The sequence below is a fragment of the Microcoleus sp. F10-B2 genome (genome assembly GCF_036704965.1).
In the GTDB taxonomy this organism is placed as follows: domain Bacteria; phylum Cyanobacteriota; class Cyanobacteriia; order Cyanobacteriales; family Microcoleaceae; genus Microcoleus.
The window spans coordinates 1-21,721 of record NZ_JAUBTB010000107.1 but is presented as its reverse complement, the minus strand read 5'-3'; the positions used below and the strand labels follow the sequence as shown (position 1 = coordinate 21,721).

Here is a 21,721-nt window from a genome sequence, read left to right as displayed (position 1 = left end):
ATTCATCTTTTTATTCACGATCGAGTATTGCATATAATTGTATCATAGTCTTGATAATCATTTAGGATTGCTATATAGCTATCCTCTCGAATTACGGTGATGCAGCAAAGGATGATTTCTCGGTGGATGAAATGGGGATAACGATATTAATGGAACTAGCTTCGCAGTAGCGCCAGCTAATACATCCAGGACTTATACAAAAAATAGTTTAATGCGTTACCGATAGGGGTTAAGGTGCGTAATCCACACCCTACAGTATTAGTTTGTGAGTAAGTCCTATTACCATAAAATCCTGATTACTATTCTCTAAGATAAAGAGTATTCAAATTGATTGATAATTGTTGCCGCAACCGTAACCGTTCTTTTAAGCAACCTGTGCCATGACGTGCCGCAGCGGAATCTGTACGACAAACTCAGTGCCCTTCTCCAGAGTGGAATCACACTCAATCTTGCCGCCGTGTTTTTCAGTGACGATTTGATGACTGATCGACAGTCCCAAGCCAGTGCCTTTGCCCAAGGGTTTGGTGGTGAAGAACGGATCGAATAGTTTAGAACGAATGAGTTCCGGGATACCGACTCCATTATCGGCAATGCTAATCGCGATCGAGTTACCACTACCGATCGAGGTGCTGATGGTAATGGTAGGTTGTTGGTTATCCCTGACACCTGATGTCTGCAAGGCATCGATCGCATTACTGAGGATATTCATGAATACCTGGTTGAGTTGACTGGGGTGGCATTCGACCTCCGGTAATTGCCCGTAGTTTTTGATGACTTGGATGGCAGGAAAATCGGGTCTGGCTTTCAGACGGTGTTGCAAAATCAACAGAGTGCTGTCGATACCTGCATGGATATCAACGGGTTTGCAGTCCGCTTCATCAAGGCGGGAGAAGTTGCACAGCGAGAGCACCAGTTGGCGAATCCGATCGCTCCCCATTTTCATCGAACCCAGCATCTTCCACAAATCCTCTTGCAAAAATTCCAGCTCCAAGTATTCTGCCCGCTCTCGGATTTCTGCTACCGGATTGGGATAGTGCTTCTGGTACAGTTGCACCAAGTCCAGCAGCTCCTGAATGTATTCTTTGACATAGTTCAGGTTGCCTTGAATGAAATTCACCGGGTTGTTGATTTCGTGTGCCACTCCCGCCACCAATTGGGCTAGGGCAGACATTTTTTCACCTTGCACTAGATGCACTTGGGCTTGCTTGAAACTTTCTAAGGCCTGGTTGAGTTCGTTGGTGCGCTGTTCCATGATCCGGGTGGCATTCCGCAGTTGGAGATGCACCCGAATCCGTGCCAAGACTTCTTCATGCTGAATCGGCTTGGTGATGTAGTCTACAGCACCCAGGCTCAGACCTTTGACCTGATCCACCGAGTCGGAGAGGGCGGTCATGAAAATAACTGGAATATCGCGAGTGGCCGGATTAGCTTTGAGCCGCTGACAGGTTTCAAAGCCATCGATCCCTGGCATCATCACATCTAGCAAAATCAAATTGGGTTCAGACGATTGCACTCGTTGCAGGGCAGTTTCACCATTTTTGGCGATCGCCACCCGGTAGCCCTGTTCGCTCAACACATCAAACAATACTTGCAGATTTGTTGGGGTATCATCTACGACTAAGATCGTGTTTTCTTGAGAGATAGAAGAGACTGACATTAGCAAACTCCTAAATATATTGAAGGGATGAATGGTTCATGGTGGATCGATATTAAGTGGCTAAACCGGTGGCTCGATTAGACGCAGAATGGCTTCCTCATCAAACTGTTGACTCAGTTCTAGAACTCGGTTCGCAAAGGCAATATATTCCGGCGCTAATTGCTTCAAGCGATGGGCTTCCTGCTGGATATCGGTCATAAAACCACCCTGAGCGGCAGCATAAAGGGTTGCGAGTTCTGCAGCAGGGGGTATTATTATGCTAACCTCATCGGCGTTGCTGACAGCGGGTTGAGTCGCCTCTGTTTCGGTTTCGTAAATCCACTGCAATTCTAGATATCGCTGCAATTCGGCAAGCAACCCAGTAAACTCGATCGGTTTGGGGAAAAAGCTATTGCACCCTGCATCCAGACTTTCCTGTATATCCACCTGAGACAGGGTAGCAGGGGAGGCAATGATCGGAGTTTTGGCAAAGTCTGGCAATTGTCGCAGGCGACGGGTCATTTCTAAGCCATCCATAATCGCCATATGTACATCGGTAATAATCAAGTCGGGTCGCGTCTGGATAGTGGTATCAAAACCTGCCTGCCCATTATCAGCTTCTGTCAGCTTGAAGCCCAGCGGTTCCAACATATTCACTGCCACCAGACGGTTTTCTCGGCGATCGTCAATGACCAGAATTTTGCGTCGTTCGCCCTGATAGCCAATAACCTTGTGGTTGGCGATCGCATTTTGTGTTGTCCAATCCGATGCTGGAAGCAAGTCGATCTCAAACCAGAAATTGCTGCCCTTGCCCATTACACTCTCGACGTGAATTTCGCTGTCCATCTTCTGGATGATTTGTTGACCGATGGCAAGTCCTAGTCCAGTGCCTTCGATGTTGCGATCGCGTTTCCCGGCCTGCTCAAAGGGTAAGAAAATCGTGGATAGTTTTTCTGGGGCAATGCCAATGCCAGTGTCTTTAATTTGGAAGCGAATTCTGGAAACTTTTGAGTTTTGAGTTTTGAGTTCTGAATTTGAGTCTTCTGACTCCACCGCTTCTACCCGAAACGTGACGGTGCCAAAATCGGTAAATTTGACCGCATTGCTGAGCAGGTTGAGCAACACTTGCCGCAGGCGTTTGTCGTCAGCATGGACGGCAGTGGGCAGGTTGCTCGCGGGCTGGTAATGAAACTCCACGCCTTTTTGCACTGCCTTGACGCGGCAAATATCCACAGTAGAAGAGAGGAAGTTCGCCAGATGAAAATCCTGGGGATAGAGTTCCATCTTTTGCACTTCCAGCTTGGACAGATCCAGAATGTCGTTGATCAGGGTGAGTAAATGGGAACCGCATTGATAAATCACCCCCAATCCTTTCATCTGCTTGGCGGTGGTGGCGGGGTCGCGCTGGAGGATTTGGGTATAGCCGAGGATGCCGTTGAGGGGGGTGCGGAGTTCGTGGTTCATGTTGGCAAGAAACTCGCTCTTGGTGCGGTTGGCAACTTCGGCAGCTTCTTTTGCCTGCAATATTTGTAGTTCTACGGACTTGCGATCGCTAATATCGCGGGACACAACAACTCCGCCTTTCAATGCACCACTGGCATCTTTGAGCGGTCTGCTACTAAGTGTCATCCAGATGCCCTGTTGGGCTTTGCTATGACGGCTAAAAAGTTCCATATTGTCTACCTCCTCACCCCGTAAACTCCGCACTAAGGGAATTTGCTCTGTTGGGAGCGGAGTTACCCCATCGGGTAGAAACAGTCCATACTGCTCCGACCCTTCTTCCGACTGGCCGTCGGTTATTTTGCCAAACATCTGCTCGGCAGCGGGGTTAAACACCAGGAATCGACCATTTTCATCGGCAACGGTCACGCCATCGCTCATGCTGTTGAGGATTAATTCCAACAGGCTAGTCTGGTTTTGAAACGTCTGGTTACTTTGCTGAAGGTCGGTTTCGGCTTGATTCCGCTTCAGGATTTCATTGCAAATCAGGCGGTAAGTCCACAGAATAATTCCTAGGTTGAGGACGATGCCCACCAGAAATGCCATCATTGCCAGAAGGGTTGTGTGGGTGGCAGCTTGCTGTTTCTGCCGCCACGCCACGGTTTCCATCGCTTCGATCTGCTGGGTCAGCAACGTAATCTCGTCGAGCAGTCGTGGGGGGGTGCGATCGATCGCCGCCGCCAGCCCTTTGGTGTCCCGGAGTTCCAAGCCCTGCCGCAGTTCCCCCAGGCGACGCAGGATAAATTCTTCCAGGCGCTTGGCAACTGCCTGTTGGCGGGGATCGTTCTCTAGCAAGGTTTGCAATTGTCGCAATTCTTGATCGACATTGATAGTCCGAATCCCAAATTTGCTGAAGTCATTTTTGTTTTGGGTGAGCAGGTATTGCCGCTGCATCTTTTCAGCATCTTGAAATGCACTGGTCAACGCTTTCAAACTATTGAGCGCTTTTAGATGTTGGGCGATCAGGCGGTTAGTTTCTAAGGTGCGGTTAGCGCTCCAAAAGGCGATTCCACTCACTGCTAATGCCAGGAAAGTGGCTGCTCCCAGGCCCCCCGCAACGGTTTTGAGAAAGTTAGATTGTTGTTTCATCATGTCTGTCTCGTGCTTAGTTTCGCCGATCTAAGACCGCAGAGGGCGAAGTCCAAATTTTTGAAATACTGCCATTGCCCGATCGCTACTGAAAAAGTCCAGATACGCCTGCATTTCCTGGGGATGGGGAGAGGTTTTAACCACAGCAGTACCCGAGCCAATTGGCTCATAGAGGTCGGGCGATACGGTGGCTAATACCTTGACCTTGCCAAAGGCTTTGGCTTCTGGCAGAAAGGTAATGCCCACCTCTGCGTCTCCCTGCTCGACGGTTCGCAAGACTTCCCGCACATCCACCTTTGCCCAGACTGCCTTGGACTCCACTGCTTGAAGGATGCCTAACCGACTCAGAATGGGGTGGGTATATTTGCCAACCGTCAGGTCTTTGTTGCCAATTGCCACGGTTTTGAGGCGATCGCTCGCTAACTCCTGCAAATCAGTCAGTTGCAGCGCAGAATCAGCCGCAGCAATCACCACAATGTCGGTGGTCACTAACTCCCGACGGCTTTCGGGCAGAATTAGCCCTTGGGCTTGCAACGCATCCAGCGGTCCCATATCGGCTAACAAAACCCCATCAAAAGGTTCCCCCTGCTCAACGGCGTCCCGGATTAAGGCAGTTCCGGCAAATGTCGGATTCAACCAGATATGGGGGTGTTCCTGCTGATATAGTCGATCGATTTCCTCCACGGCAGTGCGAACCATGCCTGACGCAGCCAAATTGAGCGTCACCGCCTGGATTTGCGGTGGGGAGGAGCAACTGCCCAGCCAGAGGGTGAGCGTCAAGGAGAGGAAGCACAAGGTCAGCCATCGGAGGAGTTTCATATCAGGTTTCGTGAGACTTCAGTTTCTAAGCCTTGGATGGGGCTGTAAATGTCGGAACAGTCACTACAGCGACTCTCGGTTGTCTCTAATATAAAGTCTCTAATATAATTTCCTGCCCAATCACCCGAATCGTTTAATCATCTGGTTCTGAAGTACCTGTAAAGGGAGCATCTCAATGAAAGCAGTTAAGCGAGAAATTGGAGTTTTAAGGCCCGAGGCTGCGAGGCAGGAGGAAAGAGGAAGAAGGAAAGAGGAAGAAGGAAGGAGCCAGAAGAAGTGTTTTTACAAATATGAGATGCTCCCCCTGTAAACTTATTTCGGATAGTCGATCGCATAACCGATTACCGAAAAGCCTAATTCCACTAAAGGAATCGATTGAAATCCTGAACTTGCACCTAAATCAACGGCTAATCCTCGCGGTACCAGGCGATCGCAAATTGACAAAAAAGAGCGTGATTTCGCCCGCTCGCTGTTGCTGGATTTCCTGACATCTAACTGTAAATGCCAGCAAGTTGGCGGTTATAGTGGTCTTGTAGTGTGTTCGCGATCGTGCTAAGTTTAATTACTTGTTTAAAAAAAGCAAAATTATTCAACCCGATGGAAACTCAACCACCTTTACCGCCTTTAACCCTGGAAACTGCTAAAACTAAAGTTCAAGCCGCAGAAGATGCCTGGAATACCCGCGATCCAGAACGAGTAGCCTGAGCTTACACCGAAGATTCACCGTGGCGTAACCCTGCCTAATTTTTCAGTGGAAGGTAACAAATCAAGGCTTTATTAAAACGAAAGTGGGCAAAAGAACTAGACTACCGTTTGAAAAAAGAACTGTGGAGTTTTACCGATAATCGAATTTATGTGTGCTTTGAATAGCAGTGGTAGGATGGTCAGAGTGCGGATTTTTTCGTTGCAATAATCTCATAATATCGAATAAAAAGGAAAAAAGATAAATCCTCCTACTCTCTAACTCTCCCGGCTTTTTTTCGATAGCGAGCGGGAGGCTCGCACTTGTATATCATTCATATGTAACTGGATTTGATATAACTCATGCTTGGCGATCGCTTTAAATAACTAAATTTTGTAACTCACTGTTATAGCTGACCTATTTTTTGATAATAGCAAATGTAATAATTTATAGTTAAAATTTGTCGTAAACTGATATTTAACTGAAAAGTTACTATTGATTAGTATGCAAAATTATAACTAAAAAAAGCTACAACATGGTTCAGACATTCGCGGTATCGCCATTGAAGGCGTTCCAGACGAACAGGTTAACCCCACCCCGGAAATGGCGACTATTTTGGGGCAAGTGTTTGTGAGTTGGCTGGTGCAAAAAGTCAATAAATCAGCGGCAGAACTAACAATCGCGATCGTTAATTCTGCCACCTATCCGGGCAAATCTTAATGCAGCCAGTCATAGCGGGTATCACCTCAGTCGGCAGCCCAGGCTGCGACTTTGAAATGGGTTCAACTCCCGCCAAAACTTTGAGCATACCTGAACAATTTTTAGAGGAGGCACAGTCTTGCTCAAATACTGTGCTTGCTGCGTAAGTCCTGAATATTGCTATTTCCTTGCCGCAGCATTGGATCGGGGGTCTAAAGCGTCTCGCAGCCCGTCGCCCAAAAGATTGAAACCCAGAACAGTCAAGGTAATCAGCAAACCGGGAAACAAAATAGTCCAAGGAGACGAAAGAGCGTATCCGCCCTTAAAAGCATCAGAAAGCATCGTCCCCAACTCAGGAACCGGCGGCTGTGCGCCCAAACCCAAAAAACCCAAACCGGCAGCTTCTAGTGTCGCCGTACCAGTCGAAAGAGTTGCTTGTACAACCAGAGGCGCGAGACTTCCCGGCAAAATGTGGCGAAAAATAATCCGTAAGTCGCTGGCGCCCAAGGCCTTGACAGCCAAAACAAATTCTTGTTCCCGCAGAGACAGCACCATACTGCGAGTTAAGCGGATGTAAATCGGAATTTGCACGAGGCTGACGGCGATAATTACGCTTTGCAGGCTCGGCCCGGTGACGGTAACAACGCCGATCGCCAGTAAAATTGAAGGAAAAGCTAGCAAAATATCCGCCAAAGTGCCGATCGCAATTTCCAGCAACCCCCGAAAATACCCCGCCACCAGCCCCAAAAGCGCTCCCAAAATTAAACCCGCACCCACAGAAACCAGGCTGACGAGTAAAGATATTCCCAATCCGTGCCACACCCGCACCAACAAATCTCGCCCCAAACCGTCGGTGCCCAACCAATGTTTAGCGCTAGGAGCCACCAAGCGCGACAAATAATCTCGATCGACCGCCGAATTGTAAGGGGAAAGTAGGGGGGCTAACAGTGCCCCGATCGTCAGCCCTACAGTCAAAATTAAGCCGATTTTCCCCGAAGTCGATCGCCAAAATCGTTGAAAAGCTGACTGTGGAAATATTAAGTTTTTATTCAATTTTCGATATTCCATCGAATGCTGTCACCAAAAAACTGAGGACTTCCACAACTATTAGGATAAATTAACGATCGCGCTGGCAGAAATACGTTAACAAAACTTCCTCCAAGGAGACCAAAAACTCGGTGCGTGTTACCGTCCAGATCCAATTGCATTTTTTGCGCCAAATGCCAGATGCCCGATGTTTTCGTTAAAGACCTTTAAGATATAAAAGAAAAGGTAAATTTAAAAGCGCAATGACCTCAACCCTCCTCAAATCATCCTCCCGATCGCCCCTCAACGCCCCAACAGTGCGCCATTTCCCCAACGGTCTGACAGTTATAGCCGAACACTTGCCGGTCGATGCTGTTAACCTCAGCGTGTGGCTCAATTTAGGCTCAGCCGTCGAACCCGACGACATCAACGGCATGGCTCACTTTTTAGAACACATGATTTTTAAGGGAACTCCCAGCATTCCCAGCGGCGAATTTGAGCGCGCGATCGAGCAGCGCGGCGCCCTCACCAATGCTGCCACCAGCCAAGATTACACTAACTATTACATCACCACAGCTCCTAAAGATTTTGCCGAACTAGCTCCCCTGCAAGTCGATGTGTTGCTCAACGCCAGCATTCCCGACGACGCCTTCGATCGAGAACGGCTGGTAGTCTTAGAAGAAATTAGACGATCGGAAGACAATCCCCGCCGCCGCACCTATCAGCGATCGATGGAATTAGCCTTTGAAGTCCTGCCCTACAAGCGACCGGTACTCGGCCCGACTGCGGTAATCGAACAGTTGACAGCCCAACAAATGCGGGATTTCCACAGCAGCAGATATCACCCAGGGGCGATGACAGCCGTAGCTGTCGGCAATTTGCCAGTCGATCGACTAATAGAAATTGTCGCAGACAGTTTTGCAGCAAAAAGCACAGCACAAAACAACAAAATAAATGTGCCTGCTGTCGGCAACTTTCACCCAGAATCCCAAATCCCCAACTACGGCCAAGAATCGCCGTTTACAGAAACAGTCCGCCGCGAATTTGTAGACTCTGCCCTTCAGCAAGCCCGACTGATCGTGATGTGGCGCGTACCAGGTTTCATGGAAATGTCTGAAACTTACGCCCTGGACGTTTTGGCGACAATATTGGGTCACGGCCGCACAACTCGCTTGGTTCAGGATTTGCGCGAAGAAAAAGGGCTAGTCTCATCAATTTCGGTCAGCAACATGACTCAGCGACTCGGCGGCGTATTCTCGATTTCCGCTCAACTACCGACAGAAAACTTGGCAGCAGTGGAAGCAGCCATCGTCCAACACATCCGCACTCTCCAAACCGAACTGGTGACAGATGCCGAAATTTCCCGCATCCGCACTCAAGTAGCAAATCGGTTTATCTTTGGTAACGAAACTCCGAGCGATCGAGCAAGTTTGTACGGTTACTATCAGTCGATGGTAGGAGATATCGCTCCCGCCCTCAACTATGCCGCCTGCATCCAAGCTCAGACTGCCGAGGATCTCCGAGAAGCGGCCGTCAAATATCTGTCTCCCGACGCAATGGGTGTTGTGGTAATTCGCCCCGACGAAGCATAAATCGGACGATCGCCTCAACAGGGCAATTCTACCATCGCTGTGCTTTTGAGGCATCCAACGGCATTGGGCAGAAACAATGTCAATGGGCATCAGGGATTTTTAGTCAATAGTGCGTGAAATTCGATCTGCCCGCGCCTTGAAGGTTTTGTATCAAATAATTAATATGAAGCCTTTAAGGTACGGGCGATCGGCAAAATTACCGTAATATTATGAGACGATAAACTGGGAATTATTGACGACCCAGCAATTTACTCTATGGAAACCGGGTTTATCTAAAATCTAAAATCTAAAATCTAAAATAGATTGAGCGGCAAAATTACCGTAATATTATGAGACGATAAACTGGGAATTATTGACGGCCTAGCAATTTAATCTATGGAAACCAGATCGATCGGGCTCTAAAATCTAAAATCTAAAATAGATTGAGCGACAAAATTACCGTAATATTATGAGACGATAAACTGGGAATTATTGACGAGCAAGCAATTTAGTCTAGGGAAACCAGATTTATCGGCGATCGTAATTCTAAAATCTAAAATCTAAAATCTAAAATCGCGCAATGGATTGACAGGGCACGCAAGCATGAAATTACAAAACTTTCTCAACTCAAAAATTAGGTACGATGCCAAAGCAATTGCTGCAGACGACGAACTCAGTGGCCAAATTCAAAGCCGCCTCATTGACCTGGGTTTACTGAAGCCTCCCGTAGACGGAATTTTTGGCCCTCTCTCTACCGCCACCCTCCACCGATTTCAAACTCTGATGAAGTGCGGCGAACCGGGTTTTTTGGGAGCAGTCACAGCCAAAAAGCTGATCGAAACCAAACCAGAGGAGATTCCCACACATCCCCTAATCCTAAAAACGCTCAGAGACACCATTTTTAAATCAAAACCGGTGGCGTCTTCTCAACTTCAGGACTCGGAAAAACAAGTAATACCAGCCGGAAAAGAGTTTGAGATCCTGGCTTTTGCTCCGGCTCGCGGTCACATCAGAGTTGCTTTGCGCAACGAGTCTTTCAAAGATTCAGGGATTTGGTATGTTTTCGGAGCACACGCTCAAATTACTCAAGACAGCGTTCTGTTTTATCCCAAACCGAATCCCCCAACTGTCAGGCTTGGCATTCCTTATCTATCGCAAATGGATAACTTGAACAATCCTACAGGTTCTTGCAATGTAACTTCATTAGCGATGTGTATGGACTTTTTGAAGGTGCCGCGGCGCAAACAAACCGGGCAATATGAAGACGAACTTTACGAATATGCGATCGCCAAAGGTTACAGTCGCTGGGACCCCTACGATTTAGCAAAGATTGTTAGAGATTACGGCGCTCAAGATTTCTTTACCGAGAATGCAACTATTGATGACATTCAAGATTGGCTCGCCAGCGGAAATCCCGCTGTTATCCACGGGTACTTCACGTCTTTCGGTCATATTGTAGTTGTCGCAGGCTACGACAGCGAGGGATTTTTCGTCCACGATCCCTATGGCGAGTGGTTCCGAACTGGCTACGATACAAGTGTCAGCGGTGCTTACTTGCACTATACTTACCGCTTAATCCGCAGCCTCTGTATACCTGACGGGAATTTTTGGGTTCATTTTATCTCGAAGTAGTAATTTGTTAGTAGTTAGTGGTTATTGGTTATTGGTTATTGGTAATAACTAACTAATAGTTAACAGTTGACTCTCAGCAAGGTCGGACACGGCCTTGCCCATTGGTATCAACTTCAGCCGAAATATCGATCGGGTCCCAAATACCGCCAGGGGTTTAAACCCCTGGCTCATAGCGAAAGTCCTCTAAAAGAGGACTGAATAATTCATTAGACTTTTCCAGAAATTAGATTTTAGCTTAGGCTTGACTTGGGTTTCAAGTTATTTTTTGCAGATGTCTGTTAGTCCTCTTTGAGAGGACTTCAGCTTTGAGGCAGGGGTTTAAACCCCTGCCGGACTGCGGGTATTACTATTAATTTTCATGCTCAAATCCAGCCAAGTCGATCGCGTAATCGGAGCACTGGTAGAAATATAGTCAACTCCGGTTTCGGCTACACTTCTAATTGTTTCTAAAGTAACATTACCGGAAGCTTCAATTTTTACCCGATCGCTCTTTTGACGAATTATTGCCACAGCCTGCCGCATCAGATCGAAGGACATATTATCTAACATGATAATATCGGCTTTGTGCTGCAAAGCTGTCTCTACTTCGGCGAGAGTTTCGGTTTCAACTTCGATTGTCAGCGGATAGGGGATAGAATTGCGAATTAGGGCGATCGCCTCTGCAATTCCCCCAGCCGCCGCAATGTGATTGTCTTTCACCATCACCGCGTCATCTAAGCCCATCCGGTGATTGCAAGCACCGCCGACTTGAGTTGCATATTTTTCCAACAATCTCAACCCCGGTGTTGTCTTGCGCGTATCCACCAATTGCACGGGTAAATCGGCAATTTTGTCAACATATTTTTGAGTTAAAGTAGCGATGCCGCTCAAACGCATTGCCAAGTTTAATGCTACTCTTTCTCCGGTTAGCAGCGCATCGAAATTGCCGGAAATCTCTGCAATTACTTCTCCTTTTTCGCACAGTTTCCCTTCGGGTACTTGGGGGATGAAACTGAGGCGGCTGTCTAAAAGTTTAAATGTGCGATCGGCAATTGGCAATCCGGCAATGACTCCAGCTTCTTTGACAATCCATTTAGCAGTACCCTGGATGCTGTTTGCGGGAAATAAAGCCGATGTTGTGCGATCGCCCCTACCGATATCTTCTAGTAGCCAGTTGTGCAATAGGGAGTCTAAAACAATCCAAGGCGGTAATATTGCTGTCATGTTTTTGTCAGTTGTTATATCAAGATGATATCTACTAGGAAGAATAGTCGATCGGGCGATTTTAGGCAAGTTGCACAATTATGATGGTGTTAGTGCGATCGGGATTTGGGTAGAGTGAGGGCGATCGCACTAGATAATGGGGTATTCTGTTGCTGACTTTGGGTGTGGGTGCTTTAATGGAATAGATAGGGCGATCGCGAGCAGAAACCATGATACAGCCAGTCATTTTTAAAGGAGAGTAAAAAATGATGATAGAAACCGCCATCTTAAAAAATCTCGAAAAATTACCTGAATCTGTCAAACAAGCCGTCCTTGACTATATAGAATTTCTGGTGAGCCGCTACGCCCAAGAGGCTCCTAAAACCGAAAAAGCTACCAAGCGAGGCGGACTGGGAATTTGGAAAGGGAAAATCTGGATGTCTGATGATTTTGATGAACCTCTAGAAGATTTAAAGGATTATATGTAAACATGAATATTCTACTGGATACCCATACTTTTCTCTGGTACTTGGAAGACAGTAAACAATTAAGTTCTAAAGCAGCAGAACTTCTTGAAGATCCAAGTAACACTCTCAGGTTGAGTATCGCTAGCTTATGGGAAATTTCCATTAAGCTTAACTTAGGAAAACTAAGCTTGCAAAACTCATTCTCTGAATTAGAGGAAGTGTTGCAACAACTAAAAATAGAGGTTTTGCCCATCACATTCTCGGATACAGAGTGCTATCTTAACTTGCCGCTGTATCATCGAGATCCTTTCGATCGCATTCTGGTGGCACAGGCGATTAATCATTCCCTTGTTTTGGTTAGTCGCGATGTGGCTTTTGATGCCTATGACCTTCAGCGGATATGGTCATAATGAATGCAAAAATATTCTTGCGCGTTCTTTGGTGGTTGCTGGGCGTATTCTGTTGATGAGGTTGGATGCCGATGATTTTTATATTATGGATGGGCTTGTTTTGGTCTGAAGGCGGGTTTACTGTAAGTGAGTAGCGGTGAGGGAAGTGTGATTGGGATTTTATCAGGTATGGCAAAAACCAGGTTTTTGACTTTGGAGTTAAACCCATTACTATCCTACTAAAATCCTGTGTTAGCCTAGATAATAGATATAAAACTATAATTGAAACATCACATAATCATCATGCAAACCAAAACGATCGCAATTCGCGTCAATGCTGAAGTTGCTAAGATATTTGAGGCTTCTTCTGAAGAACAGCGTCGTAAATTGGAGGCATTACTTAGCCTGAAACTTAGTGATGCAATTCGACGCAAAAGACCCCTAGAGGAGGTAATGAGTGAGATTAGTCAGAATGCTCAAGCGCGAGGATTGACCCCAGAAATTTTGGATTCAATTATTTTATCAGCAACTTCTACTCAACAAGTAGCCGATCGCCCTTAAAGAAACAAACTAATATCCACGTGGAAAAACTCGGCTAATTTCCTGGCTTCATCTATTTCGATCGCCCTTCCGCTAACAAAAACTTTCTCAACCTCAGTTTCCGTTCCCAAAACAGGAATCAAATCAGATTTGTCCAAATCTCTCGCATCCATTAAATGTTGCAACATAGAAGCAGCATTTCCTGCAGGAATCGGATAATTTTCAGACTCAAATTTTTCAATCAGCGTTATCAAAAGCTCCAGAAATAGCTCTTCCTCCTGCGATCGCATAGGGCGGTGTTCCAGTTCGCAAGCGAGAGCGATCGCGGCCTCGTTTTCTGCTTCATTTGCGATCGGTTTGGGTTGATACCGAACAAGTAAATCTGTATAAGATTTTGCATCAAAAGTACGGATCGTGTTTCCACTCATCATTTCTTATATTTGCACAGGTAGCGATTGCTTTCCCTATTTAAGCTACAGTAAAAGCTATATTTTCTAGCACTACATTAGGTATACTTCCACTACCTAAAACCTGTGTAGCATCTAAAACTTCTATCCCTACCAATAACTCATTTTCCCCAATATTTAAAGCAATTTCGTCAGTTAACTGTAAAGTGCGACACTGATGCTTGCCTTCTACAAGTCTAATGTAGAGAGCATCAATTTCGGAATCATAACGAATCTTCATAAATTTTACCTCTTATTCTTCAGTGTAGTAGCGGTTTCAACCGCCGAGCTTCGTTTGTGTGTTGCTGCCCGGTTTCAACCGCCGAACCCTAAAGGAAACGACTAATAACTCGCCCAAAAAACTAAAGCTCTTTTCCGTTGTTGCGGGAAAAGAGCTTTAGTTTATTATTAACCTGGCACTGAGCTATTTTACCGGGCAGTGACCCGCCGAGTATCTTCGCCATAGCAACGTTTAACAACCGAGTTCGGGATGGATCGGAGTGGTTCCATTACATCATAAGCACCAGGAAAGCTTTGAAAACTTTTAATCCTGTGTCTGCGTTTAGTTTGATGCGCTGCATCTCTTTCGCTCGACTTAATTACATTATCAAGTTTCCCCCAGTCTGTCAACCCCTGTGTCCAAACTTTTTTTCGATCGCCCGAAACTGCCCCCAATCGCCGAGTTTGACGTATTATTTGCCAGTGTTGCCGATCGACCTTTAACTCACAAATCCAAAAACGCCGCCTCGGTTCCCTGTTCTCTGCGAATTTTCCCGTCCTTCTCAAACCACGCCACGACCTGCTTAACTGTTAATTGTTCGATCGCCCCTCCCGATTCTGTCGCAATTTGCCTCAACGGCCGCAAAGACGCAACCACCAAATTCGTAAAAAAGTTTTCAAAACTAGCATCAAGTTCGATCGACCCTTTAATACTCTCATCATTCTTAATCCAATCCATCACCTGTCCATTTGTCACCTCAGCCACCGGCTTCCCAGTCTCCCCAGCAATTTGCTTGAGCACCCTCAAAGCATAAATTGCCAGCCGCGCCGAAAACTTTTCCTTCGATGACAGCAGCGCCATATCAACTTCCGCGCACTCTTCCGGCTTTAAAAAATCTGCTAGCGGTTCCATATATTAAAAATTGGTAATTGGTAATTGCTAATCGGTAATTGGCAATCCGTGACATCCGTGACATCCGTTACACTCATCCGTTGTCGAACTTCCCTGCGTCACATCCGTTAAATCCCGTACATTGCCTGTTGCCGAACTTCTTCCTTCTTCCTTCTTGCAATCAAATAACCGCAGCGGTGTTCCCCATTAATAATCCAGTGAGTCCGCTCTACAATACAGTCCGGCAAAACCGCAGCAAACATTTCCAACTCATTGCCGCACACGCTCGGAAAAGTTTCAGCCACATTAGAAATCGCGCAGTTGTGTTCCGCAAACACAAATCGATCGCCCAAACCAGTGCGATCGCACATCCCAACCTCTACAGATTCTACAGGATAACACTCAGCCATATAACCTTCCGCCCTGCGGAGTTCCACCAACTTAGTCACCCGTTCTTGCAGCGAACCCGTACCCACTAGCCGCCGGTAGTCCGTAGCCTTGCGCTGCCACTGTTTTCGCAGGATAGTAATCACTTGCTCGCGGCCGACGGTTTCCGCCAAAGTATCCAAGAAAGAGACTGCAAAATCGCCGTAACGATTCGGGAATCGATCGCGCCCCAGACTGGTAAGCTCATAAATGTGCTGCGGCCGCCCCATCCCAGCCTGAACCGACTGATACTGAATCAGCCCCTCCGCTTCCAAATCCTTCAAGTGACGGCGAATTGCCTGCGGACTGATATCCAAAGACTCCGCCAACTCAAGAGCCGTCCCCTGCCCTCCCTTGAGCAAATATTCCAGGATGTCTTGTTTGGTGGAAGTCTGCTGAGTAGTCTCCATCATCTTCACAAAAAATTATTAATTTGACTTTGACAATATCACTGTTGTTAATGTAGCTTAAAATATACTAAAGCAACAAATCAGTTGTTTTACTTCCCAGAGCAGCCCCCAGAACTCGTCGGGCCCCCGACCGTTCCGCGTCTGCCATCTTTGAGAGACTTATCCAGAACACTCGAAAGCGCAAAATTAATGAGCTCTACAGTCACAACCCTAGTCAACCAGCCCTACAAATACGGTTTTGTCACCGACATCGAGTCAGACACCATCCCTCGCGGCTTGAGCGAAGATGTAGTCCGCCTGATTTCCGCCAAGAAAAACGAACCGGAATTCATGCTGCAATTCCGCCTCAAAGCATACCGGCAGTGGTTGAAAATGACCGAACCCACCTGGCCCCACGTCAACTATCCCGCGATCGACTACCAACAAATTATCTACTATTCCGCGCCCAAACAAAAGCCCAAAAAGCTCAACAGTTTGGATGAAGTTGACCCGACACTCCTAGAAACCTTCGAGAAACTCGGCATTCCCCTCTCCGAACAAAAACGGCTCGGAAATGTCGCCGTCGATGCCGTTTTCGACAGCGTTTCAATTGCCACAACATTTAGAGAAAAGTTAGCCAAAGATGGTGTTATTTTCTGTTCCATCTCAGAAGCCGTCAAAGATTATCCCGAATTAATAGAAAAATATCTCGGCAGCGTCGTACCAGTCGGCGACAACTTTTTCGCAGCCCTCAACTCCGCCGTATTCAGCGACGGTTCCTTCGTTTACATTCCCAAAGGCGTCAAATGTCCGATGGAATTGTCAACCTATTTCCGCATCAACAACGGAGATTCTGGCCAGTTCGAGCGCACCCTAATTGTCGCAGAAGAAAACAGTTCTGTTTCTTACCTAGAAGGCTGCACCGCGCCGATGTTTGACACCAACCAACTGCACGCCGCCGTCGTGGAATTGGTAACAATGGACAATGCCGACATCAAATACTCCACAGTGCAAAACTGGTACGCCGGCGACGCCAACGGTAAAGGCGGGATTTACAACTTCGTGACGAAACGGGGTTTGTGTCAGGGAGTTAATTCTAAGATTTCTTGGACGCAGGTAGAAACCGGTTCCGCGATTACTTGGAAATATCCCAGTTGCGTGTTAGTCGGCGACAACTCGGTAGGCGAATTCTACTCGGTAGCGCTGACAAATAACAAACAGCAAGCTGACACCGGCACCAAAATGATTCACGTTGGTAAAAATACTCGCAGCACGATTATTTCTAAGGGAATTTCTGCCGGAAATTCATCCAACAGCTATCGCGGCTTAGTGAAAATGGGGCCGAATGCTAAAGGCTCTCGCAATTACTCTCAGTGCGATTCGATGCTGATTGGGGATAACGCTCAAGCGAATACTTTCCCTTATATTCAAGTGCAGAACCACACTGCTAAAGTGGAACACGAAGCTTCTACTTCTAAGATTGGGGAAGAGCAATTGTTCTTCTTCGCACAGCGGGGAATTTCCGCAGAAAATGCTATTTCGATGATGATTAGCGGTTTCTGTAAAGATGTTTTCAATCAGTTACCGATGGAATTTGCGGCAGAAGCTGACAAGTTGCTGAGTCTGAAACTCGAAGGAAGTGTCGGATAATTTTCGCGGGCAAGAAACCCTTCCAGGCCAATTCTATCGGGGACAACTTAATCCCACCGTCCGCCAGGGAATGAATTCTCTGGCTAATAGCTAAAGTCCTCTTGCATAGGACTAATGAGTTTAAAAGTTTTCTTCTCAGTCCTCTTCAGAGGACTTAAGCTTTGAGACAGGGAATTCATTCCCTGGCGGACTATCGGTTTAACGTTAAATTGTCACCAATGGGTACAGCCTAGGAACGAGAAGAAAAAACAGTAAAGTGCATTGAGGAAAAGGACAAAAATAGATGATTGTTGAAAATAGTCAAGTGGTGCTATCCGTCCGCGATTTAACTGCGAATGTGGAAGATACCCAAATCATTAAGGGTTTGAATCTGGAAATTAAATCGGGTGAAATTCACGCGATTATGGGTCCGAACGGTTCGGGGAAAAGCACTTTATCCAAGATATTAGCGGGTCATCCTGCTTATACGGTAACGGGCGGAGAAGTGACATTTTTGGGTCAAAATTTGCTGGAATTAGCGCCGGAAGAACGCTCTTTGGCGGGCGTATTTCTGGCTTTCCAATATCCTTTGGAAATTCCCGGCGTTAGCAATCTGGATTTCTTGCGCGTGGCTTACAATTCTCACCGCAAACATCGCGGATTGGAAGAATTGGATGCTTTTGATTTCCAAGATTTAATCGAGGACAAGCTGGATATTGTCAAGATGAATGATTCTTTTTTAGGCCGCAGCGTAAATGAGGGTTTTTCCGGCGGCGAGAAAAAGCGGAATGAAATTTTGCAAATGGCGCTGTTGGAACCGAAATTAGCTATTTTAGATGAGACTGATTCGGGCTTGGATATCGATGCTCTCAAGATTGTCGCCGGCGGTGTGAATCAGTTGTCAACTGCTGAAAATTCGATGTTGGTGATTACTCACTATCAGCGGTTGCTGAATTACATTATTCCTGATTTTATTCACGTCATGGAAGCGGGCAGAATTATCTTGACTGGCCCGAAAGAGTTGGCGCTGGAATTGGAAGAGCGCGGTTATGACTGGGTTGTGGAAGAGGAAGCAGCAGGAGTAGGCGCGCGATGATGATGAATACGCAAGTTGCTACTAGAGAAATGTTTTTGACTGGCTTGGTGAATCAGTGCGAAAATTTGGGCGCTGCTCATCTCAAAAGTTCTGTTTACGGGTTGGATGATTTGCGCGACATTGCGGCTCAATACGTGCTTTCTTCTCATTTTCCGACAGTGAAGGATGAAGAATGGCGTTTTACTGATTTGTCGCCGCTGTTGCAAATCCCGTTGAATTTGCCGGCAAGCAATCAGTCAGAAATTAAGCTGTCTGATATTACGATGCCGGTGAAAGACAAGGCAGATTTACCATTAAGATTGGTCTTTGTCAATGGTTTTTATGCGCCGCATTTATCAACGGTGAATTTGCCGAATTTGCCGAATTTGCCGATCGACTTTTACGCAGGTAATCTATCTAATGTGCCCGAAAAATATCAAGGGCGCATCAGCGATGTTTTGAGCAAGCACAGACAGCAAACCGAGGTGTTTACCGCGCTGAATACTGCGGGTTTGGCGGATTCTGCGGTGGTGTTCGTGCCGGCCAATATGTCGATCGACCTTCCGATTCACTTGCTGTTCCTGACAGCGCCCGGTGCATCTCCCACGATGTCCCAGCCGCACTGCTTGGTCATAGCTGAGCCTGGAAGCAATGTGACGCTGGTTGAGGATTACGCAACTATCGGTAATGTCGCTGCATTTACGAATGCTGTAACGGATGTTGTTGTCGGCGAAAATGCCACTGTGAATCACGTTCGGCTGCAGCGGGAAGGTGGAGAAGTTGTTCATATCGGCAAAAGTGCGATCGAGCAATCTCGCAATAGCCGTTATACTTGTCATGCTATCAGCTTGGGAGGCAAAATATCGCGGCACAATTTAGAAGTATTTCAGCGCGGCGAAGCCACTGAAACAACTCTAAATGGTTTAACCGTAGCCTTTGGCGAACAGTTATCAGACACTCACAGTTTAATCGATTTCAATCACCCCCACGGTACAAGCCGCCAACTTCACAAGTGCATTATCGGCAACAAAGCTCGCGCTGTATTTAACGGCAAAGTTTTCGTTCGCAAAGCCGCACAATTGACAGATGCCGGACAGTTAAGCCGAAATTTGTTGCTGTCGCCGAGAGCTCGCGTAGATACCAAACCGCAGTTAGAAATTGTGGCCGACAACGTTAAATGTTCCCACGGTGCAACTGTCAGTCAATTAGAAGACGATGAACTTTTCTACTTGCAAAGTCGCGGTTTGGATTTAGAAAGAAGTCGCTATTTGCTGATTGATGCTTTTGCGGCGGAAATGCTCAATCAATTACCGATTCTTGGGGTCGCGAAAATGCTTTCTACCTGTGTGGCTATTCAAGGATAACTCATAAAGATGAGGACACAGAGGACACAGCAGTGCTGTGTCCCTACAACATCTTGCACCATTTTTAACAGCCTGTAGGGGCGGGTTTCACGAATAATAATTGCCTAAAACCAACAATGTCGTAAACCCGCCCCCACCCAACGACAAATCACTAACTTCAAAAAATATGACACTTATTCAAGAAAAAACCCTCGCATCAAAAGTTCGCGGCGACTTCCCAATTTTGACTCAAAAAGTCAACGGCAAACCGCTAATTTATCTAGACAATGCAGCTACTTCTCAAAAACCCCTAGCTGTGCTCAACGCTTGGCGCGACTACTACGAAAAATACAATGCAAACGTGCACCGGGGAGCTCACACTCTCAGCGCCAAAGCGACTGATGCTTACGAAGCTGCTAGAGACAAAGTTGCGGCTTTTGTGAATGCGGCGTCGCGGCAAGAAATTGTCTATACTCGCAACGCCACCGAAGCGATTAATTTGGTTGCTTATTCTTGGGGCTTGAGCAATTTGCAAGCTGGAGATGAAATTATTCTGTCAGTGATGGAACACCACAGCAATCTCGTTCCCTGGCAAATGATTGCTCAAAGAACTGGTGCGGTACTGAAGTTTGTCGAGTTAACGGAAACTAACGAGTTTGACTTAGAACAGTTTAAAACGCTGATTTCCCATAAAACTAAGTTGGTGTCAACAGTTCACGTTTCTAATACTTTGGGCTGCATCAGTCCAGTCAAAGAAATCTGCAAAATTGCCCACAGTTTCGGCGCAAGAGTTTTAATTGATGCTTGCCAAAGCGTGCCGCACATGATAGTAGATGTGCAAGCAATAGATTGCGATTGGCTGGTTGCTTCCGGTCACAAAATGTGCGCTCCGACTGGCATCGGTTTTCTGTACGGCAAGCTGGACTTGCTGAGAGAAATGCCTCCGTTTTTCGGCGGCGGCGAGATGATTGCTGACGTGTTTCTCGATTATTCCACCTATGCCGATTTGCCGCACAAATTTGAGGCGGGGACGCCTGCAATCGGAGAGGCGATCGCCCTCGGTGCAGCAGTCGATTATCTTAGTAACATTGGCATGGATAAGATTCACGCTTGCGAAGCTGAATTGACTGCTTATATGTTCCAACAATTGCGGCAAATTCCCGAGATTAAAATCTACGGGCCGCAGCCAGACAGCAACGGCGAAGGTAGGGCAGCTTTGGCGGCATTTACAGCCGGAGAAATTCACTCTCAAGACTTGTCTACCATGTTAGATCAGGAGGGAGTCGCGATTCGTTCCGGGCATCACTGCACGCAAGCTTTGCACCGCTATTTGAATATTTCATCTACGGCGCGGGCGAGTTTGTATTTTTACAATACTCGCGAGGAGATTGATGTGTTTGTGAAAGCGTTGAAAGAGACGATCGACTTTTTTGCTGGGATTATGGGATAATTTGGTGAGGTGGGCAAATACCCACCTTGTTAGAACATCGTTGGCCTTTGCCGAGCGGAATATCTCGTGAAAATAGTTGAGTATTATAGTTTAATAATACAACCACTAAAAAACATGAATCAATATCCTATTATCCTCATGCCCGACCCTGTTATTCAAGCTATGAATGCAGTTCCATTCACATGGAAATTTAGTGAACCCAAACCTTTACCTCCTAGTTATAAGCCCCAACCAATTGATGTACTTTTGTTTTTTTATAAATCTCTGCCATTAATTATTCCTTTTGCAACTATTGGTCTGATTGCCAGTAGAAATATTATCATTAGTTTCTATATTTCTGTAGGTGGAATCTTGGTTACTGCCTTGAACTTCTGGCAACAACAAATGTATTACTTACGAACACTTAATCAATACAAGCAACAAATGCGCGATTATAAAAATTTGTTAGCAGAATGGCAAAAGCGTGAGATTCAGCATAAACGGCAGATAGCCGAATCCCAAAAACCTGAAAAAATAAAACAGTATCGCTATCAGATAATTAAAGATACAGCACTTTGCTTAACGATTAGGTACAATAATAGAGGTGACAAGAAGGAGAAAAAATGAAACCTTACTCCCTA

At 46.4% G+C, this 21,721-nt stretch carries 22 protein-coding genes, 1 rRNA gene and 1 pseudogene; 13 read left to right on the top strand and 11 right to left on the bottom strand.

Translation table 11 applies throughout. The features are described from left to right. Positions 1 to 364: 364 nt before the first annotated feature. From QUA99_RS28145 to modA, 3 genes are read right to left on the bottom strand one after another with little or no spacing between them, the layout of a single operon-like run. A complete protein-coding gene (locus QUA99_RS28145) occupies positions 365 to 1,657 on the bottom strand; it encodes a response regulator (protein ID WP_333243364.1) in 1,293 nt (430 codons plus the stop codon). Positions 1,658 to 1,717: 60 nt separating this feature from the next. Beyond that, complete coding sequence (locus QUA99_RS28140; RefSeq protein ID WP_333243361.1) at positions 1,718 to 4,228, bottom strand: ATP-binding protein; 2,511 nt, start codon at positions 4,226 to 4,228, stop codon at positions 1,718 to 1,720. Between the two features lie 27 nt (positions 4,229 to 4,255). Then, positions 4,256 to 5,044: a molybdate ABC transporter substrate-binding protein gene (modA, locus tag QUA99_RS28135; protein ID WP_333243358.1), complete on the bottom strand. Its 789-nt coding sequence runs from the start codon at positions 5,042 to 5,044 to the stop codon at positions 4,256 to 4,258. 175 nt (positions 5,045 to 5,219) lie between these two features. Between modA and QUA99_RS28130 the strand changes: the two genes are divergently transcribed. From QUA99_RS28130 to QUA99_RS28120, 3 genes and pseudogenes are all read left to right on the top strand, one after another. After that, positions 5,220 to 5,354: a hypothetical protein gene (locus tag QUA99_RS28130; protein WP_333243355.1), complete on the top strand. Its 135-nt coding sequence runs from the start codon at positions 5,220 to 5,222 to the stop codon at positions 5,352 to 5,354. Positions 5,355 to 5,641: 287 nt separating this feature from the next. Then, positions 5,642 to 5,914: pseudogene (locus QUA99_RS28125) on the top strand (DUF1348 family protein). Positions 5,915 to 6,445: 531 nt separating this feature from the next. After that, entirely contained in the window at positions 6,446 to 6,592 is a 147-nt protein-coding gene (locus QUA99_RS28120) for a hypothetical protein (RefSeq protein WP_333243352.1), read from the top strand. A 13-nt stretch (positions 6,593 to 6,605) separates the two neighbouring features. Here QUA99_RS28120 and QUA99_RS28115 read toward each other — a convergent pair whose 3' ends face one another. Further along, positions 6,606 to 7,478 carry an ABC transporter permease gene (locus QUA99_RS28115; protein ID WP_333243349.1) on the bottom strand — a complete coding sequence of 291 codons (873 nt, stop codon included), beginning with the start codon at positions 7,476 to 7,478 and terminating at the stop codon, positions 6,606 to 6,608. A 236-nt stretch (positions 7,479 to 7,714) separates the two neighbouring features. On the opposite strand from QUA99_RS28115, the gene QUA99_RS28110 reads away from it, so the two are divergent. Together QUA99_RS28110 and QUA99_RS28105 are read left to right on the top strand one after the other, a co-directional pair. Continuing rightward, the gene (locus QUA99_RS28110; protein ID WP_333243346.1) at positions 7,715 to 9,043 is read left to right on the top strand and encodes a pitrilysin family protein; all 1,329 of its coding nucleotides are present in this window, start codon (positions 7,715 to 7,717) and stop codon (positions 9,041 to 9,043) included. A gap of 582 nt (positions 9,044 to 9,625) precedes the next feature. Next, positions 9,626 to 10,654 (top strand): C39 family peptidase, encoded by a 1,029-nt coding sequence (locus tag QUA99_RS28105; RefSeq protein WP_333243343.1) that lies wholly within the window; start codon positions 9,626 to 9,628, stop codon positions 10,652 to 10,654. A gap of 318 nt (positions 10,655 to 10,972) precedes the next feature. Here the strand turns inward: QUA99_RS28105 and nadC are convergent, their stop codons facing one another. Next, on the bottom strand, positions 10,973 to 11,857 hold the full coding sequence (nadC, locus tag QUA99_RS28100) for a carboxylating nicotinate-nucleotide diphosphorylase (RefSeq protein ID WP_333243340.1): 885 nt from the start codon (positions 11,855 to 11,857) through the stop codon (positions 10,973 to 10,975). Positions 11,858 to 11,918: 61 nt separating this feature from the next. Further along, positions 11,919 to 12,083, bottom strand: a complete 165-nt coding sequence (locus QUA99_RS28095; protein ID WP_333243337.1) for a hypothetical protein — start codon at positions 12,081 to 12,083, stop codon at positions 11,919 to 11,921. A gap of 22 nt (positions 12,084 to 12,105) precedes the next feature. Here QUA99_RS28095 and vapB point away from each other — a divergent pair, with 22 nt between their 5' ends. From vapB to QUA99_RS28080, 3 genes are all read left to right on the top strand, one after another. Beyond that, a complete protein-coding gene (gene vapB / locus QUA99_RS28090; RefSeq protein ID WP_445251052.1) occupies positions 12,106 to 12,324 on the top strand; it encodes a type II toxin-antitoxin system VapB family antitoxin in 219 nt (72 codons plus the stop codon). A 2-nt stretch (positions 12,325 to 12,326) separates the two neighbouring features. Continuing rightward, the gene (locus tag QUA99_RS28085; protein ID WP_333243332.1) at positions 12,327 to 12,713 is read left to right on the top strand and encodes a type II toxin-antitoxin system VapC family toxin; all 387 of its coding nucleotides are present in this window, start codon (positions 12,327 to 12,329) and stop codon (positions 12,711 to 12,713) included. Positions 12,714 to 12,995: 282 nt separating this feature from the next. After that, complete coding sequence (locus QUA99_RS28080) at positions 12,996 to 13,253, top strand: hypothetical protein (protein ID WP_333243329.1); 258 nt, start codon at positions 12,996 to 12,998, stop codon at positions 13,251 to 13,253. On the opposite strand, the gene QUA99_RS28075 is transcribed toward QUA99_RS28080, so the two are convergent. The 5 genes from QUA99_RS28075 to sufR form a co-directional block, all read right to left on the bottom strand. Next, positions 13,250 to 13,663 carry a transcriptional regulator gene (locus QUA99_RS28075; protein ID WP_333243326.1) on the bottom strand — a complete coding sequence of 138 codons (414 nt, stop codon included), beginning with the start codon at positions 13,661 to 13,663 and terminating at the stop codon, positions 13,250 to 13,252. The two genes, QUA99_RS28080 and QUA99_RS28075, sit on opposite strands and share 4 nt — an antisense overlap. Before the next feature lie 37 nt (positions 13,664 to 13,700). Continuing rightward, a complete protein-coding gene (locus tag QUA99_RS28070; RefSeq protein ID WP_333243323.1) occupies positions 13,701 to 13,919 on the bottom strand; it encodes a DUF2283 domain-containing protein in 219 nt (72 codons plus the stop codon). Between the two features lie 170 nt (positions 13,920 to 14,089). Continuing rightward, a 5S ribosomal RNA gene (rrf, locus tag QUA99_RS28065) occupies positions 14,090 to 14,206 on the bottom strand. Positions 14,207 to 14,402: 196 nt separating this feature from the next. Then, on the bottom strand, positions 14,403 to 14,810 hold the full coding sequence (locus QUA99_RS28060; RefSeq protein WP_333243320.1) for a hypothetical protein: 408 nt from the start codon (positions 14,808 to 14,810) through the stop codon (positions 14,403 to 14,405). Positions 14,811 to 14,917: 107 nt separating this feature from the next. Beyond that, on the bottom strand, positions 14,918 to 15,628 hold the full coding sequence (gene sufR, locus QUA99_RS28055; protein WP_333243317.1) for an iron-sulfur cluster biosynthesis transcriptional regulator SufR: 711 nt from the start codon (positions 15,626 to 15,628) through the stop codon (positions 14,918 to 14,920). A 186-nt stretch (positions 15,629 to 15,814) separates the two neighbouring features. Here sufR and sufB point away from each other — a divergent pair, with 186 nt between their 5' ends. From sufB to QUA99_RS28030, 5 genes are all read left to right on the top strand, one after another. Next, positions 15,815 to 17,254 carry a Fe-S cluster assembly protein SufB gene (gene sufB / locus QUA99_RS28050; protein ID WP_333036166.1) on the top strand — a complete coding sequence of 480 codons (1,440 nt, stop codon included), beginning with the start codon at positions 15,815 to 15,817 and terminating at the stop codon, positions 17,252 to 17,254. 283 nt (positions 17,255 to 17,537) lie between these two features. Next, positions 17,538 to 18,329, top strand: coding sequence for a Fe-S cluster assembly ATPase SufC (gene sufC / locus QUA99_RS28045; RefSeq protein ID WP_333243314.1), 792 nt, complete (start codon positions 17,538 to 17,540; stop codon positions 18,327 to 18,329). Beyond that, on the top strand, positions 18,329 to 19,672 hold the full coding sequence (sufD, locus tag QUA99_RS28040) for a Fe-S cluster assembly protein SufD (protein WP_445251051.1): 1,344 nt from the start codon (positions 18,329 to 18,331) through the stop codon (positions 19,670 to 19,672). Before sufC ends, sufD begins: the two co-directional genes overlap by 1 nt. Positions 19,673 to 19,838: 166 nt before the next feature. Next, positions 19,839 to 21,101, top strand: a complete 1,263-nt coding sequence (locus QUA99_RS28035) for a SufS family cysteine desulfurase (protein ID WP_333243309.1) — start codon at positions 19,839 to 19,841, stop codon at positions 21,099 to 21,101. A gap of 66 nt (positions 21,102 to 21,167) precedes the next feature. Further along, positions 21,168 to 21,707: a hypothetical protein gene (locus QUA99_RS28030; RefSeq protein WP_333243306.1), complete on the top strand. Its 540-nt coding sequence runs from the start codon at positions 21,168 to 21,170 to the stop codon at positions 21,705 to 21,707. Positions 21,708 to 21,721 lie beyond the last annotated feature (14 nt).

Excerpts from the sequence above, each read along its gene's own strand:
- QUA99_RS28145 (WP_333243364.1), bottom strand. The coding sequence starts at position 1,657 with ATGTCAGTCTCTTCTATCTCTCAAGAAAACACGATCTTAGTCGTAGAT.
- QUA99_RS28140 (WP_333243361.1), bottom strand. The coding sequence starts at position 4,228 with ATGATGAAACAACAATCTAACTTTCTCAAAACCGTTGCGGGGGGCCTG.
- modA (WP_333243358.1), bottom strand. The coding sequence starts at position 5,044 with ATGAAACTCCTCCGATGGCTGACCTTGTGCTTCCTCTCCTTGACGCTC.
- QUA99_RS28130 (WP_333243355.1), top strand. The coding sequence starts at position 5,220 with ATGAAAGCAGTTAAGCGAGAAATTGGAGTTTTAAGGCCCGAGGCTGCG.
- QUA99_RS28120 (WP_333243352.1), top strand. The coding sequence starts at position 6,446 with ATGCAGCCAGTCATAGCGGGTATCACCTCAGTCGGCAGCCCAGGCTGC.
- QUA99_RS28110 (WP_333243346.1), top strand. The coding sequence starts at position 7,715 with ATGACCTCAACCCTCCTCAAATCATCCTCCCGATCGCCCCTCAACGCC.
- QUA99_RS28105 (WP_333243343.1), top strand. The coding sequence starts at position 9,626 with ATGAAATTACAAAACTTTCTCAACTCAAAAATTAGGTACGATGCCAAA.
- nadC (WP_333243340.1), bottom strand. The coding sequence starts at position 11,857 with ATGACAGCAATATTACCGCCTTGGATTGTTTTAGACTCCCTATTGCAC.
- QUA99_RS28095 (WP_333243337.1), bottom strand. The coding sequence starts at position 12,083 with ATGACTGGCTGTATCATGGTTTCTGCTCGCGATCGCCCTATCTATTCC.
- vapB (WP_445251052.1), top strand. The coding sequence starts at position 12,106 with ATGATAGAAACCGCCATCTTAAAAAATCTCGAAAAATTACCTGAATCT.
- QUA99_RS28085 (WP_333243332.1), top strand. The coding sequence starts at position 12,327 with ATGAATATTCTACTGGATACCCATACTTTTCTCTGGTACTTGGAAGAC.
- QUA99_RS28080 (WP_333243329.1), top strand. The coding sequence starts at position 12,996 with ATGCAAACCAAAACGATCGCAATTCGCGTCAATGCTGAAGTTGCTAAG.
- QUA99_RS28075 (WP_333243326.1), bottom strand. The coding sequence starts at position 13,663 with ATGATGAGTGGAAACACGATCCGTACTTTTGATGCAAAATCTTATACA.
- QUA99_RS28070 (WP_333243323.1), bottom strand. The coding sequence starts at position 13,919 with ATGAAGATTCGTTATGATTCCGAAATTGATGCTCTCTACATTAGACTT.
- QUA99_RS28060 (WP_333243320.1), bottom strand. The coding sequence starts at position 14,810 with ATGGAACCGCTAGCAGATTTTTTAAAGCCGGAAGAGTGCGCGGAAGTT.
- sufR (WP_333243317.1), bottom strand. The coding sequence starts at position 15,628 with ATGATGGAGACTACTCAGCAGACTTCCACCAAACAAGACATCCTGGAA.
- sufB (WP_333036166.1), top strand. The coding sequence starts at position 15,815 with ATGAGCTCTACAGTCACAACCCTAGTCAACCAGCCCTACAAATACGGT.
- sufC (WP_333243314.1), top strand. The coding sequence starts at position 17,538 with ATGATTGTTGAAAATAGTCAAGTGGTGCTATCCGTCCGCGATTTAACT.
- sufD (WP_445251051.1), top strand. The coding sequence starts at position 18,329 with ATGATGAATACGCAAGTTGCTACTAGAGAAATGTTTTTGACTGGCTTG.
- QUA99_RS28035 (WP_333243309.1), top strand. The coding sequence starts at position 19,839 with ATGACACTTATTCAAGAAAAAACCCTCGCATCAAAAGTTCGCGGCGAC.